Below are 14,255 nucleotides of genomic sequence, written 5' to 3'. Positions count from 1 at the left end.
TCGCCATGCTCGCCCCTGTGACAGCTCCCCTGCCCGCTTTTACTGCCGTTCTTTTTGGTCTCAGTGGCTGCCTGGTGGACTTTGGCGCCCAAGCGCGCAACGCTTCCAGGCTGAGCGATGAGCATTCGCTACCTACACCAGGCGCCTTGAAAGCATTACAGAGACTGCATCAGCAGGCAGTGCCTTGTGCGTGGCTGGACGAGTTGCCCGACGACCTTACAAACAGGCTGGCACAGCCATTGAGCCAGCTGATTAGTGCTCCCCCTGCCGCCCAGGCACCCTGGCCCGCTCCCCATGCTTGCTGGCAGGCGCTCATGGAGCTGAACGTCGGTCAACTGGATGGTTGTGTACTTGTCAGCGGCGAGCCACGCTTGCTGCAAGCGGGCTTGAGCGCCGGGCTGTGGACGGTCGGCCTCGCGTCGTGTGGTTCACTGTGTGGCCAGTCACCTTCTCAGTGGAATGCCCTGACCGATGCCGAGCGCGAATACCGCCGGGGCCAGGCGACATTGCAGCTTTACGCGCTGGGCGTGCATTCGGCGATCGATCATCTGGGTGAACTGGAATCCTGCCTGGCGGATATCGCGCTGCGTCGCACCAAGGGCGAGAAGCCCTGACATAGAATATTCGGATGCAACTCGCGCACTGTAACGCAGCCCCTTAAACGCACACCCGTAGGACCGGCTTTAGCCGGGAGGGCATTTTTTCCTGACACTCGGTTTGCAGCGAATCCACCGCCCCTCTCCCGGCTAAAGCCAGTCCTACAGGTCACAGGGCGTCCGCAGGAAAGTCTTTAGCTGCGAGGGCGCCAAGACTGGACGCGCAATTTGAAGGCAAGCCGCACCAGAGTGGATTAGTCTTGTCACATACCCAAGAAGAACCTTTGGCCCTGCGCCGGGGTCCATGGGACAGACTTATCAAAGAAGGAGCACGTCATGCCTGCCCGCGAACTGCAAGAACAACTCAATACCCTGCGCGAGCAACTGGAGCAGAACCCGCCGCTCAACCCAGAGGAGCGCGCCGACCTGGAAACACTGGCGCAGCAGATTCAGTCGCAGATCGAACTGGAGTCCGTGACTCAAGACGCGAGCCTGGCCGACGGCGTCAATCTTGCCGTAGAGCGCTTCGAGCTGGAGCATCCTGGCATTGCAGGGACTCTGCGCAACATCGTTGTGACCTTGGGCAATATCGGTATTTGATGCCACTAGACGCTAGAACGCACCGCCTGCCAACCAGCAGCAAAAAGCCCGTCGAAGACGGGCTTTTTTTATGCTTACTGCCTGGCCAGTCGGCGATTATCCGGGCTGATCGAGTCAGTGCTGCGATACGGATTGATATCCAGCCCGCCACGCCGCACATAACGCGCATAGACGGTCAACTTCTCCGGTTTGAGCAAACGCTGCAGGTCGAGAAATATCCGCTCGACACACTGCTCATGAAAATCCGAATGCTGGCGGAAACTGACGATGTAAGCCAACAGGCTCGCAGGATCCAGCTCGGCGCCGCGATACTCCACCGCTACGCTGCCCCAATCCGGCTGACTGGTCACCGGGCAATTGGACTTGAGCAAGTGACTGTGCAGGCTTTGCTCGACAATACGGGAATCATCACAACGCAGCAGCTCTGGCTGAGGCCGGTCGTAGCTATTGATGCTCACATCAAGCTCGTCGATGCACAGGCCCGGCATCGTCGCCACGCCTTCGCCTTCAATGTCCGCAAGACTGCGGATACGCACGCCTACCGGCTTACCCGCCGCGGCAGACAAATCCTTGACCAGCGTTGCAGTCAGCTCTGCACGATCAGCAAAGGCCGTCTGATTGAGCGAGTTGAGGTACAACTTGAACGACTTCGACTCGATGATATTCGGCGAATCAGCCGGAATGCTGAACTCGGCGATGGCCACCACCGGCTTGCCGGAGGGCAGCAGCCAGGAAAGCTCGTAGCAATTCCAGAAGTCGACGCCCTGATACGGCAACGTCTCGGCGGTCAGACCCAGCTCGGCCCATTTGGCGGCACGCGGGATCGGGAACAACAGAGACGGCGTGTAAGTGGCGATATATTCGCTGGACTTGCCTAGCGGCGAGTGTTCGGCTGCGGGGGGCATGAAAGTACCTGAATCACATAAAGCTGACGGAATAAGCGCCAAGTTTATAGGGTTTGCGCCGAGCTTTCAGCGACTAGTCGGTAATTGTCAGCTTGCCGACCATACCGGCCTGATAATGCCCAGGCAGATTGCAGGCGAACTCAAGATTGCTGGCCTTGGCAAAGGTCCACGTCAGCTCGGTGGTTTTGCCCGGTTCAACCAGCACGCTGTTCGGATCATCGTGCTTCATTTCCATGGAGCCATGGCCCATGTCGTGATGAGCCATACCCGTAGGCGTCAGCATGCCGCTTTGTTGCATTTTGATCATTTCCTGCTGATGGCTGGCGTGCATCGCCGCATCGCCCAGGTTGAACTCATGCAGCAACTGGCCTTTGTTGATCAGCACGAAGCGCACCGTCTCACCCGCCTTGACCTGCACCGCCTTGGGGTCGAAATACATATCCCCCAATACCAGTTCAATGGTGCGCGAAGCCTGGGCGGCAGGCGCAGCATGTCCGAACGTGAGGGCAGGAGCTGGCGAAGCGAGCAATGGCTGACTGAGTGTCAGCAGTGCAGCAACCAGTGTGAAGCGGGCAATAGAGGGCATGGTGTTCTCCAGAGTGGCGACGAACAAAGGCTGAAGTCAATGAAGTGAGTGACCGGGCCTGACGAACAGAATCGAGTCAGGCCCGAGCCATCAATCACTCATACCGCAATGCATGCGCAGGCTGAATCTGCGCAGCGCGCCAGGCCGGGTAAAGCGTGGCCAGGAAGCTCAGGATAAAGCCCGCGCTGCAAATCAGCACCACATCGCCCGCTTGCAGCTCGGAAGGCAGATTGCTGATGAAGTACACGTCAGAGCTGAAGATGTGCTGTCCACTGACCCGCTCTATCCAGCCCACAAGGCTGCTGACGTTGATCGCGGCAATAATCCCCAGCACGCCACCAATGATCGTCCCGACGATACCGATGACCGTGCCCTGAACCATGAAGATGGTCATGATCTGCCGCGGCGTCGCACCGATGGTGCGCAGGATCGCAATGTCCGCGCCCTTGTCGTTCACCACCATGATCAGCGTAGCAATGATATTGAACGCAGCGACGGCGACGATCATCAGCAATAGCAGGCCGATCATGGTCTTCTCCATCTTCATCGCGCTGAAGAGGCTGCCCTGAGTGTGGGTCCAGTCATCGGCCCGATAATCTGCGCCCAAGCCTCCGGCAATTGTTTTCGAGACTTCAGGCGCCTTGTACAGATCCTTGAGAGCCAGACGCACACCCTGCACCTGATCAGGCTGCCAGCGGTTTATCTGCGCGGCGTCTGCGACGTTGATCAAGGCCATGGAGCCGTCCAGCTCGGCGCCAACCTTGAAAATGCCGACCACCGTCAGGCGTTGCAGGCGTGGCGTGATGCCGCCCGGCGCGCTGCTGACTTCAGGCACGATCAATGTCAGCTTGTCGCCGACATTGAGTCGGAAGCGACGGGCGCTCAACTCGCCCAACACGACACCAAACTCGCCCGCTTTAAGGTCTTCAAGTTTGCCCTGCACGATGTGTTTGGTGACGATGGACACCTCGTGCTCCAGCGCCGGATCAACACCACTGATCTGAATCGGCTGCATCGCACCCTTGTAAGAGAGCATGCCGTCCATCTCGGTAAATGGCACAGCGGCCGTGACTTCCGGATTCTTCAACGAAGCGTCCGCAACCGGCTTCCAGTTGTCCAGCGGCTTGACGCCCGCGATCACTGCATGGGGCACCATGCCGAGAATTCGCGAGCTCATTTCCCGCTGAAAACCATTCATCACGGACAGCACCACAATCATCGCGAGCACGCCCAGCGCCAACCCGATCATCGAAGTCATGGAGATGAACGAGATGAAATGGTTGCGGCGCTTGGCACGTGTGTAGCGCGCGCCAATAAATATTGATAACGGTCGAAACATTCGCAGTGCACCGTGGGAAAAATTGTCGCAAAAAATCCAAATCCCGGCGCGATCAATTGCGCCGGGGCGGAGGGGTCAGGCTTCTACCAGACGACCGCCTTCCAGGCGCCATACACGATCCATCTGTCTGGCCAGATTCATGTCGTGAGTCACCACCAGAAACGCCGTGCGCGACGAAGTGCTCAGCTCCAGCATCAGGTCCTGAATACCTTGCGCGGTGTGGTGATCGAGGTTACCCGTAGGCTCATCAAGCATCACCAGCCCTGGCTGATTGACCAGCGCCCTTGCGATTGCCACACGCTGACGTTCACCACCGGACAACTCGGAAGGTTTGTGCGCCAGACGGTGTCCCAGCCCTACCCGCTCCAGCAGCGCGGTCGCACGCTGACGCGCTTCCGGGATCGCCGTCTTGCCGATCAGCAGCGGCATGCAGACGTTTTCCAGCGCAGTGAATTCCGGCAACAAGTGGTGGAACTGATAAACGAAGCCCAGCGCGCGATTACGCAGCAGGCCACGGGCCTTTTCGCCCAATGCGGAAAGCTCTTCGCCAGCCAGCCAGACACTGCCTTCGGAAGGTGTATCCAGGCCGCCCAACAAATTGAGCAAGGTACTTTTGCCAGAGCCTGAACTGCCGACAATCGCCACGCGCTCGCCCGGGAACAACTCCAGTTGCAACCCGGACAGGACCACTACCGACTCAGGGCCTTCCTCATAGGATTTGCCCAGGTTGCGGCAACTCAATACTGCTTTATCACTCATGCCCGACTCACTCATAACGTAACGCCTCCGCCGGTTGGGTGCGCGCTGCGCGCCAGGCCGGATACAGGGTGGCGAGGAAACTCAGGACCAATGCCGCGCCGCAGACCATCAACACATCTTCAGCCATCAGTTGCGATGGCAAGTAGTCGATGAAGTACACATCGGCATTGAGAAACTTGTGGCCAATCAGGCCTTCCAGCAGGGAAATGGCAGCACTGACGTTGAGCGCAGCAATAATGCCCACTACAGCGCCGATAAACGTGCCGACCACACCGATCACTGTGCCCTGGACCATGAAAATCGCCATGATCTGCCCGGGCGTAGAGCCCAGGGTGCGCAGGATCGCGATGTCGCCCTTCTTGTCGTTGACCACCATCACCAGCGTGGAAATGATGTTAAAGGCTGCGACGGCGACAATCAGCAACAGCAGCAGCCCGATCATGGCTTTTTCCATACGGATCGCCTGATACAGATTGCCGTGGGTGCGGGTCCAGTCACGGGAATAGTAGTTGTGCTCGCCGAGGGTCTGGGCGATTTGATAAGAGGTGCGAGGCGCTTCGAACAGGTCTTCGAATTTCAGGCGCAGCCCTTGTACTTCGTTGGCTTTCCAGCGATGCAGGCGGCCCAGGTCATCAATATTGGTCAGGCCGAGGTAGCCATCCAGCTCACCGGCTCCAACATGAAAAATACCTGTCACGGTAAAACGCTTCATGCGCGGGAACATTCCGGCGGGCGTCACCGTCACTTCAGGGGCAACGAAGGTCACCTTGTCGCCAACCCCAACCCCGAGCTTGGTGGCAGCTTTATCGCCGATCACGATGCCGAAGCCACCGCCAGCCAGATCATCCAGCTTCCCCTGCTTCATGAAGTTATCGATGATCGAAACTTTCCGCTCTTGCGCCGGGTCGATGCCATTAAGCAGGACCTTTTGCACGTTGCCGTTATTGGTCAACAAGCCCTGCATCTGGGTGAACGGGGCAACGGCCAGCACCTGCGGGTTTTGCCTGACCTTGTCGGCCAGACCCTGCCAGTTGCCGATCGGCTCACCGGCTTCAATGGTGGCGTGCGGGACCATGCCGAGTACGCGAGTACGCATTTCATGATCGAAACCATTCATCACCGATAACACGACTATCATCACCACTACGCCCAGGGCGAGACCGATCATGGAAGTCAGGGAAATGAAGGAGACGAAATGATTACGGCGTTTTGCACGGGTGTAACGCGTGCCTATGAATACAAAAAGAGGTCTGAACATTTAGGGACTTGTTCGGAGGAATGGGAACGTCCTTGTGGCGGGCCTGAGCAGGCAGCTTTACACTCGAAATCACTTGAGCACTGCGAGCAACCACTATGACCATCGCCGCTACCATGGGTTCGCCATGTCGACATTAGATGAAGAAGAACGCCGCGAATACTACCGTATCGAGGACAGCGTCGCACTGGAAATTAACCTGTTGTCCAGTACCGACGAGACTGGGCACCAGGCCATGCGCGAGACCTCGGCCCTCTTCGAGTTGCTCAGCGAGTTGCACATAGCCGAGTTCGAATCCCAGCATCTTCTACGCCAGCTGGACGACCGCGACCGGGTGGTGAACAGCCTGATGCAATCGTTTGGCAAGCGCATTGAACTGCTTGGCCGGGTGGTGGCGCAAACCACTCTGGGCAAGCTGGGCGCCCCGCAACCCGTGACTATTTCCGAAGGTGGCGTGCAGTTTCACAGCGCTACAAGTTATGCCGTCGATGCTCAGCTATCGATAAAAATGGTCTTGATGCCGCAAGCGTCAGCATTGATGCTGCACGCCAAAGTCACCCATTGCGACATTCTGCTGGATGGCCAATTCGAGATCGGCACCGAGTTCATCGACCTGCCGGACTCTCAACGACAGCTGTTGGCCAGATACATTTTGCAACGACAAGCTGCGCTGCGGCGTCAGGCGCTGGAGCAGGAAAAGCCTGAGTAAACGAAAGCAGGCCAAGCAGACGCTGCACCTGTAGGAGCTGCCGAAGGCTGCGATGGCGGTGCGTCAGACTAAATGCTTCGCAGCCTTCGGCAGCTCCTACAGGGAATGTATTTCATCCAGAGGATGCATTTCGATAACAGTACATAACTGACTATCAAACCAAGACCAACGCCTTGAAGGCCACCAGGAGTAAACGTGACCCTTATTTATGGCCATCGCGGCGCCAAAGGCGAAGCACCGGAAAACACCCTGACCAGCTTTCAGGAATGCCTCAAGCACGGCGTTCGACGCTGCGAACTGGACCTGCACCTGTCCAGTGACGGGGAATTGATGGTGATTCACGATCCAACCCTGAAACGCACCACCGACAGGCGCGGCAAAGTCATCGAACACAGCGCCGCCGACCTGGTGACGTATGACGCACGCAAAGGCGGCCCCGGCTGGATAAATCCCTGCCCGATCCCTCGTCTTGAAGAGCTGTTCGAAAAGTGCGATTTCGAGCACTGGCAGCTGGAAGTCAAAAGCGCCTCCCGCACCCGGGCCGCATCAACCGTACTGGCCATCCGCGAAATGGCTCAGCGTCACGGCCTGCTGGACAAGATCACTATCACCTCAAGCTCTCGAGAAGTGCTTAAAGCGGCACTGGAACTGACACCGGACATATCGCGCGGTCTTGTCGCCGAATACGCATGGCTCGACCCGCTGAAAGTCGCGCAAAGCTATGGCTGTGAGTACCTGGCATTGAACTGGACACTCTGCACCCCTGAGCGCCAGCAAAAAGCTCAGCGTCAGGGTTTGCATGTGTCGGTGTGGACGGTCAACGAACCTGCGTTGATGCGCAGGCTCGCCGACTTCGGCGTGGACAGCCTGATTACAGACTTTCCCGGTTTGGCCAGCGCCACCCTCGAGAATCGCTGAAATCGGTCTCCCCGGCCGGCTCAGGCCACCGGCCGGAGTCGCTTAAAAAAGCCGGTTCAGGCCATCGTAAGCAGCTACCCGATAAGCTTCAGCCATGGTCGGGTAGTTGAACGTGGTGTTGACGAAATACTTCAGGGTATTGGCTTCACCCGGCTGGTTCATGATCGCCTGTCCGATGTGCACAATCTCTGATGCCTGGTCGCCGAAGCAATGCACACCCAGCACTTCCAGAGTTTCGCGATGGAAGAGGATCTTCAGCATGCCCACACGTTCGCCGGAAATCTGCGCCCGCGCCATGCCCTTGAAGAATGCCTTGCCCACTTCGTAAGGCACCTTCGCCTGCGTGAGTTCGTGTTCGTTTTTGCCGATCGAGCTGATTTCCGGAATCGTGTAGATGCCGGTCGGCACGTCGTTGACATAGCGCCAACTGCCGTTGTCGACTACAACGCCTGCAGCTGAACGCCCCTGATCGTAAGCAGCACTGGCCAGGCTCGGCCAGCCAATCACATCGCCCGCGCCGTAAATATTCGGCACGTTGGTACGGTAGCTTTCGTCGACTTCAATCTGGCCGCGGCCGTTAGCCTTGATACCAACATTCTCCAGCCCCAGCTTGTCAGTGTTGCCGGTACGACCGTTACACCACAGCAAGGCGTCTGCCTTGATCTTCTTGCCGGACTTGAGGTGCAGGATCACACCGTTATCCAGACCTTCGACCTTTTCGTACTCTTCGTTATGGCGAACCATCACGTTGTTGTTGCTGAAGTGATAACTCAACGCCTGAGAAATTTCCGAATCCAGAAAGCTCAGTAGCTGATCGCGGTTATCCACCAGCTCGACCATGACGCCCAGACCACTGAAGATCGAAGCGTACTCGCACCCGATAACGCCAGCGCCATAAATGATCAGCTTACGCGGGGTGTGACCGAGGCTGAGGATGGTGTCGCTGTCGTAGATACGCTTGTGGGAAAAGTCGATATCCGCAGGGCGATATGGGCGCGATCCAGTGGCAATAATGATCTGGTTGGCGACCAGTTTCTCCACGACGCCGTTGCCGCACACCACATCGATGCTGTTCTCGTCAGCAAAACTGCCAGTGCCAAAGAACACATCGACGCGATTACGGGCGTAATAGCCAGTGCGCGAAGAAACCTGCTTGGAAATAACCATTTCGGCGTTTTTCAACACGTCCGGGAACGAAAACCAGCGTGGCTCGCCAATGGCCCGGAACATAGGGTTAGTGTTGAAGTGAATGATTTGCTTGACCGAGTGACGCAATGCCTTGGACGGGATGGTACCCAAGTGTGTGCAGTTACCGCCGACCTGCCGACGGCTGTCGACCATCGCTACTTTGCGCCCTGCCTTGGCGGCGTTCATTGCCGCGCCTTCTCCGGCAGGGCCGGAACCCAGTACTACTACGTCGTAGTTGTAGACAGCCATGCGTACTCCTTAGAACAGGCCGAGGTGCCACTCTGGCATCTCTGGCTAAATCACGTCGCGGCCAGCGACATGAAGGATCAGAATCTGGCGCGAAGTTTAAACTGCCACCGAAGCGTGGAACATTAACCGTTGGTAGCGCCGCAAGCCACTTTTGTCTGCGACAAAATGACGCTCTGGCTTTTCCCGCGACGCTCCACGTTGTGCAGACGGCAAACATTCGAACACCCCAAGGCTGCAAATGATAAAGCGCTTGCCGTCGCAAATCACAAAAAAAGCCAACGCAGCTTTCAAGCCACGCTGCGATCGACTCCATTCAAGGGGTCAGCACCAGAAACAGGCGCTGAGCGATCTCCCTGCCAATCGAACTGCGGTAAATGCTGACCACCTCCTGATTGGCTTTGGCCGCTTTGACCAGTGCCTTGTAGCCCAGAAGCCGCTGCGCCGGTAATTTCAGATGCGCCGCGGTGAATGCGTCAGGGCTGGCATTTTCGGTGGCGTAGTGAAAATGCGCCCACCAGAGTATCTGATGGTCTTTATCGCGAATGGCAAACTCCTGAAGGAAATCATCCCGCCGGGCTCCAGACATATTTTTTCGACCGCCAAAACTGGAAATATCGATCTCCCGCTGCTGATGCAGATAACTGATACGCGCAGCTGTGGGTGGCTGTGCCTTGATCATTGCAATACGAATCAAGCGCCCCTGATCTTTCAAGCGGGCGGCCGCCACTGCCAGATCCTGCATATCCTTTGCGAAGCCTGATGCAGATGCCTCTTCACTGAAGGGCTTCATCTGGTCGATCAGCACGGTCAGCTTTTCAGCCCTTTGAACGAGAATATCTTCCATGTCCTCCGGCTCACTCGCCCGTTTTGATTGTCTCCAGGCACTGTTGATGCTGGCCTCTACCCTTGCCAGATATTCACGAGCCTGCCGCTGCAACTCTGCTGGCAAAGCGCGAGAAGTGACGGGCTTCGCGGCAGGCCGGGGCGTCACGACCTCAACCCACTCACCGTCAGCATGCTGATGCCATGAGTTGATCACTTTACTGGTCATCGCATCGGAGACATCCACCACTTCGCCATCGGCATCACTCTGACGGACGCTGCCAATGAACGTTCGGTGTCCACGGGTTTTGATCACACGCTTGTCGGGCTTTGCAACTTTGGGCATATGCGCGACAAAGGTGTCCGAGGCTTCGGTTTTTTCCTTGATCAGCAGGGTCAGACGCTGCAGTGCGGCATCATTAAAGGCGCCAAGTTGTGCAATGAACTGCTCAAGGTATTGACCTTTGCTGCCTGAAAACTCCAAAGCCTGAATATAGGTGCTGATATCACTGACCCTGCCGTACTCCTTCAGCGCGCTTTCCAGCACGCTGATGCTCTCAGCCAGTGAATGGTCGTTCGGCTTCTCCAACTCAAGGTGTGACGCCACTGCCGCGTGCAGATTTTGATCGTTGCGCAGCCCCCTCAATTGCTTCAAGTCCTCCTCGAGCATCACTTCGGGACGACTGAACACCAACTCGAGAGTCGAAAACATATGAACGGCTTTCCACTCCAGATTCGAAGGCTGATTGTTGCTGTATGCCTCCGTAACTTCACTGCGCCAATATTCCTGTCCCACCTTTGGCAGGTCACGCAGTTGAACCCAAAAGGTCTCCCGCATCTGTGACCAATGCAGGCCTTTTGTCTGGGCGATCGTCAACTTGCGAAACAGATCAAAGTAAGCTTCAGCATTCTCGGGCGTCACTGCGTCGGCAGAAGCCAGGGCTCGCATTCTTACCATCTCATGATTCGCCATGGCTGCCTGCTCTTGAAAAAGCAGGCCTTCGAAGTAACAAATATGCCGGGCCAGAATTTGCAGCTCGATGGCAATATCCTTTTCAGCAGGACGATCCCCCGGCCGTTGTTCCTGCTCAAGTTTGACATGCTCTTGCATCACGCTGACCAGCTCGGTCAGATCGCTTTCATAGCGCTCCATAAAGAGCTGGCGCACATGGCCCTGCGCAGTTTTTAGCTGTTGATCGTAAGCCAGCATGTTTTTCAGCAATGCATCACGACGCTTCACGAGCTCCGCCAGGCCATTGTTGATACGCAGGGCGTTGGCGGCATTGGCCTGTGCCAGTTTTCGAGCATTCTGTTTTGGACCACCACCGCGCAAATGCAGGCCCAGATCAAGTCGCCATTCCAGCCCGTCCCGCGCCAGCCATGGTCCCGCCACAGAGGCATCGTCGTCCCGGACGATATGCACACCGTCCTCATCAGCAATGACACGAAACAGATTGGTATCAACTCGCGCGTACCACTTTCCATGGCTTTCGTACAAACCTGTGTAAACGCCAGAATTGGCCATTGCGCCAAGGGACGGCTCCGGTGAGATATTAAAGGCCAACAGCCTGGAGCGCTGAGCTGCAGTAAGGCGAGAAAGCGGGTTGGACCAACTGAAATCGAGACCGGACGCCATGTCCGGCCTCCGTGCGGCCATCGGCGATAAATCCACTTCGTGAGAGGTGGGTTCCGTCTCAATCAGCGGCTCGCCGCTTTGGGTCACCGGGCTCGGCAGCAGACCACCTGATATGACGCCCCGATGCAGCACAATTAGCGCAACGTTTAGCAGCAAATCCGCAAGCGCCGCCGAGCAAGCATTTTGATCGGCATCGACTGGCAGGGTGAGCATCTGATCGGTGCTATTGAGTAATTGCAAAAGCCATGCGGACTGGCCTAATGGGCCACTAATCAGGGGCAGCAACGTGTCAAGCAACAGCCAGCCTCCTTCCTTCAGGTTCGCCCAACGGCTCTCTACATTGGAAACCGACTCGCGATCAGCCAACTCGACCAGCGCCAGTGCAGTCGACTTGAACAACGCAGAAAGCGGATCACCGGCCATGACATCATCACTGAGAACAGCCGGCTGCGGGCGCTCAAGAGGCTCGAATTCGGAGCCAAGTCCGAAGCGAATGATGTGCGGTTCATCAAACCCTCCGTTGGCATAAACAGGACGTGCCGCATCACTGAACCAGGTAAGGACCTGCTGCTGCAAGGCACCCGCCTGAGCAATAGCGTTGCGCAGAGCCTCCCAGCTATCGAACTCAGTCAGCGGAGTACGCAGAAAGGGCTGATAAAGCAAGTGTGGGCCCGAAGCGATATCCCGCGGCCCAATGACAAACATGTTGCCGACCAGGTCCACCTGCCCCGTTGACCTGGCCTTGAAGCCCAACGGGCGCAGAACCACAGCCTGACCATCCACTTGGCGCACGGTAGACAGATCGCCCATCAATGAAGAAACCAACCGGCAACCCGCGGCACTTATCCCCCCTTCGCCTCTGAGCTTCTGCTCCAGAGCCTTCAGCGGAAGCTGGATGCGCAGTTGATTGCAGAACAGTAATCGACGTCGGTCCGCTTCCACAGCATCGGTAATCAACAGATTGCGCAGCAGTTGCGGATAGGCCTGGCCGACGTCGACCACCTGAATCAGGCGCTTGACATAATCTACGGTCAGCCAGTCCGGCAAAGGCTGGCCAGTGACTCTGCTTAATGTGACGGTCCCTACCGGTAATCCAACGAGATTCTCCAACGCAAAATCGGTCAACGTCATGCGGACCTTTTCCACGCTGCCCTGCACAAACACCTGACCACCAACCGCTGGTGCCACTGCCGTCACCTTGTCGATGACCAGTTCTATTTCGCTCAACGGTAAAGGTGAGGCCTGCGGATGATCCGCCAGCATCTGTCTGCTCATGGCCAGTGATGCGAAATCCGCGATGGGCGGCAACCCCTCGTTAAACGTTTTGCCTAGGGTACTGGCCTGCAACACGGCCAGCGCCATCATCGAGCGGCTGTAGGCAACGCGATCGGAATCACTGGCGTTACTCAGCCAGTCAGGAAGCGATCCGGCATAAGGCGGCTTGACGAACAAGGCCGCTACATCCGTCGACGCCTCAAGATATCGCTCAAGCGCCTGGACACTGAACCCAAGACAATCCTGCAAGCGTCCCACGGACCTGATTTGATTTTCCAGGACGCCACGGGTGAGGTCATCGAATACGTCAACGCCAGGCTCATAGAACCCCCAAGCGAGGGATTGATGCTGAGGGTCCTCAATGAAGTCCAGGCGCAGGCGCGTGACCCATGCGCCCAGCGAGTGGAGCTCACACCACCCGTAAGGTCGGTAAACCAACACCTGAGACTCACCAGCAGCCTGCTCAAGCGCGACAAGCGCGGGTAGAGCTCTGGTTCGTGAAGTAAAGCCCTCATCAATCGTCACGTACGCAACACCGGCCTCAGTCTGCGCTTGTTCGTAGTTATCGAGACGAAGGCTCATCGCGCCAAGCATGGCGTGCTGCTGATGATCGGAGACCGTTATCTCCGGCGCACCCAGCCTGTCCTGAACATCCTGCCTGATCCGCCTCGAAAGCCAGATCCAGCGAGTCATGCGGGTGCCATCAATGATGCATGGCTGGCTCCAGAAGTCAGCAATAGCCTGCTTGAAGGCCGCAACCAGAGCCAGTGCAGACTGGTCGACAAGTGTGCTGATTTCCCTCATATCCACGGCAAACGGACGCGCCGGTGCCCCGCTGCGACTAGCGGTAAGGGCAAAGCCCGTGTTTATCCATTGTGGTGTTGACTGCTGGACAAGATGCTCAAGGAGGCTGTCCACCAGAGATCTTCTCATTGTGTAAGAGGGTAAAGCCTGGGCACCGGCGTGCAGAGGCACTACCGAAACTTCCTCAGGGTCGATGGCAAGGTCCGGATAGCGAGCGATTAGCGCATTACGCAGACTATTTGCCGCCAGATTGCGCAAGGTGGGGCGTGAAGCGAACTGATGCGCCACGTCAAATTTGATCGTCATGGGTTGAACTCATCGTGATTGAAATAACTCACGCGAGTTAACGCTGCCCGCGACCTGGCGATGCAATACAAAAATACTGCATTCAAGCGACCGATATAGGCGCAGGGCCGGTGCTGACAAAGTATCAAGAGTTGTCTTTAAGACGTTTTACACATATCGTTACAATTGTGCGGCGCGTGCAGGCAGGAGCCTCTAGCGGTGCAGCAGGACATAAAAATACAACGGATCCTTTGGGGATCTTGTCACTTCAACACAACCGGGCCAGAGCCTTCTGGCTGATGTTGCAAGTGCTCAAGGCCCTGACCAGA

General features: G+C 57.0%; 11 protein-coding genes. 4 read left to right on the top strand and 7 right to left on the bottom strand.

Annotated features, from left to right (window positions below):
• Positions 1 to 5: 5 nt before the first annotated feature.
• A complete protein-coding gene (locus AO242_RS14505) occupies positions 6 to 614 on the top strand; it encodes a phosphatase (RefSeq protein WP_099269251.1) in 609 nt (202 codons plus the stop codon).
• Positions 615 to 932: 318 nt separating this feature from the next.
• Positions 933 to 1,196 carry a DUF4404 family protein gene (locus tag AO242_RS14500; RefSeq protein ID WP_027898263.1) on the top strand — a complete coding sequence of 88 codons (264 nt, stop codon included), beginning with the start codon at positions 933 to 935 and terminating at the stop codon, positions 1,194 to 1,196.
• A gap of 74 nt (positions 1,197 to 1,270) precedes the next feature.
• Here the strand turns inward: AO242_RS14500 and queF are convergent, their stop codons facing one another.
• The 5 genes from queF to AO242_RS14475 all read right to left on the bottom strand — a co-directional run bounded on the left by queF (position 1,271) and on the right by AO242_RS14475 (position 6,043).
• On the bottom strand, positions 1,271 to 2,101 hold the full coding sequence (queF, locus tag AO242_RS14495; RefSeq protein ID WP_099269250.1) for an NADPH-dependent 7-cyano-7-deazaguanine reductase QueF: 831 nt from the start codon (positions 2,099 to 2,101) through the stop codon (positions 1,271 to 1,273).
• A 73-nt stretch (positions 2,102 to 2,174) separates the two neighbouring features.
• Positions 2,175 to 2,687 (bottom strand): copper-resistant cuproprotein CopI, encoded by a 513-nt coding sequence (gene copI / locus AO242_RS14490; RefSeq protein WP_049826770.1) that lies wholly within the window; start codon positions 2,685 to 2,687, stop codon positions 2,175 to 2,177.
• Between the two features lie 94 nt (positions 2,688 to 2,781).
• Complete coding sequence (locus tag AO242_RS14485) at positions 2,782 to 4,026, bottom strand: lipoprotein-releasing ABC transporter permease subunit (RefSeq protein ID WP_099269249.1); 1,245 nt, start codon at positions 4,024 to 4,026, stop codon at positions 2,782 to 2,784.
• Positions 4,027 to 4,101: 75 nt separating this feature from the next.
• Positions 4,102 to 4,785, bottom strand: coding sequence for a lipoprotein-releasing ABC transporter ATP-binding protein LolD (gene lolD, locus AO242_RS14480; protein WP_176469878.1), 684 nt, complete (start codon positions 4,783 to 4,785; stop codon positions 4,102 to 4,104).
• A gap of 7 nt (positions 4,786 to 4,792) precedes the next feature.
• Positions 4,793 to 6,043 carry a lipoprotein-releasing ABC transporter permease subunit gene (locus tag AO242_RS14475; protein WP_099269248.1) on the bottom strand — a complete coding sequence of 417 codons (1,251 nt, stop codon included), beginning with the start codon at positions 6,041 to 6,043 and terminating at the stop codon, positions 4,793 to 4,795.
• A gap of 124 nt (positions 6,044 to 6,167) precedes the next feature.
• Between AO242_RS14475 and AO242_RS14470 the strand changes: the two genes are divergently transcribed.
• Together AO242_RS14470 and AO242_RS14465 are read left to right on the top strand one after the other, a co-directional pair.
• On the top strand, positions 6,168 to 6,749 hold the full coding sequence (locus AO242_RS14470) for a PilZ domain-containing protein (protein ID WP_099269268.1): 582 nt from the start codon (positions 6,168 to 6,170) through the stop codon (positions 6,747 to 6,749).
• 195 nt (positions 6,750 to 6,944) lie between these two features.
• Positions 6,945 to 7,667, top strand: a complete 723-nt coding sequence (locus AO242_RS14465) for a glycerophosphodiester phosphodiesterase (protein WP_099269247.1) — start codon at positions 6,945 to 6,947, stop codon at positions 7,665 to 7,667.
• A 42-nt stretch (positions 7,668 to 7,709) separates the two neighbouring features.
• On the opposite strand, the gene sthA is transcribed toward AO242_RS14465, so the two are convergent.
• Both sthA and AO242_RS14455 read right to left on the bottom strand, forming a co-directional pair.
• Positions 7,710 to 9,104: a Si-specific NAD(P)(+) transhydrogenase gene (sthA, locus tag AO242_RS14460; RefSeq protein WP_027898719.1), complete on the bottom strand. Its 1,395-nt coding sequence runs from the start codon at positions 9,102 to 9,104 to the stop codon at positions 7,710 to 7,712.
• Positions 9,105 to 9,417: 313 nt separating this feature from the next.
• Positions 9,418 to 13,947, bottom strand: a complete 4,530-nt coding sequence (locus AO242_RS14455; RefSeq protein ID WP_099269246.1) for a dermonecrotic toxin domain-containing protein — start codon at positions 13,945 to 13,947, stop codon at positions 9,418 to 9,420.
• Positions 13,948 to 14,255: the final 308 nt, after the last annotated feature.

The sequence above is a fragment of the Pseudomonas sp. ICMP 561 genome (genome assembly GCF_002699985.1).
GTDB lineage: Bacteria > Pseudomonadota > Gammaproteobacteria > Pseudomonadales > Pseudomonadaceae > Aquipseudomonas > Aquipseudomonas quasicaspiana.
This window is presented reverse-complemented; position numbering and strand designations above follow the sequence as displayed.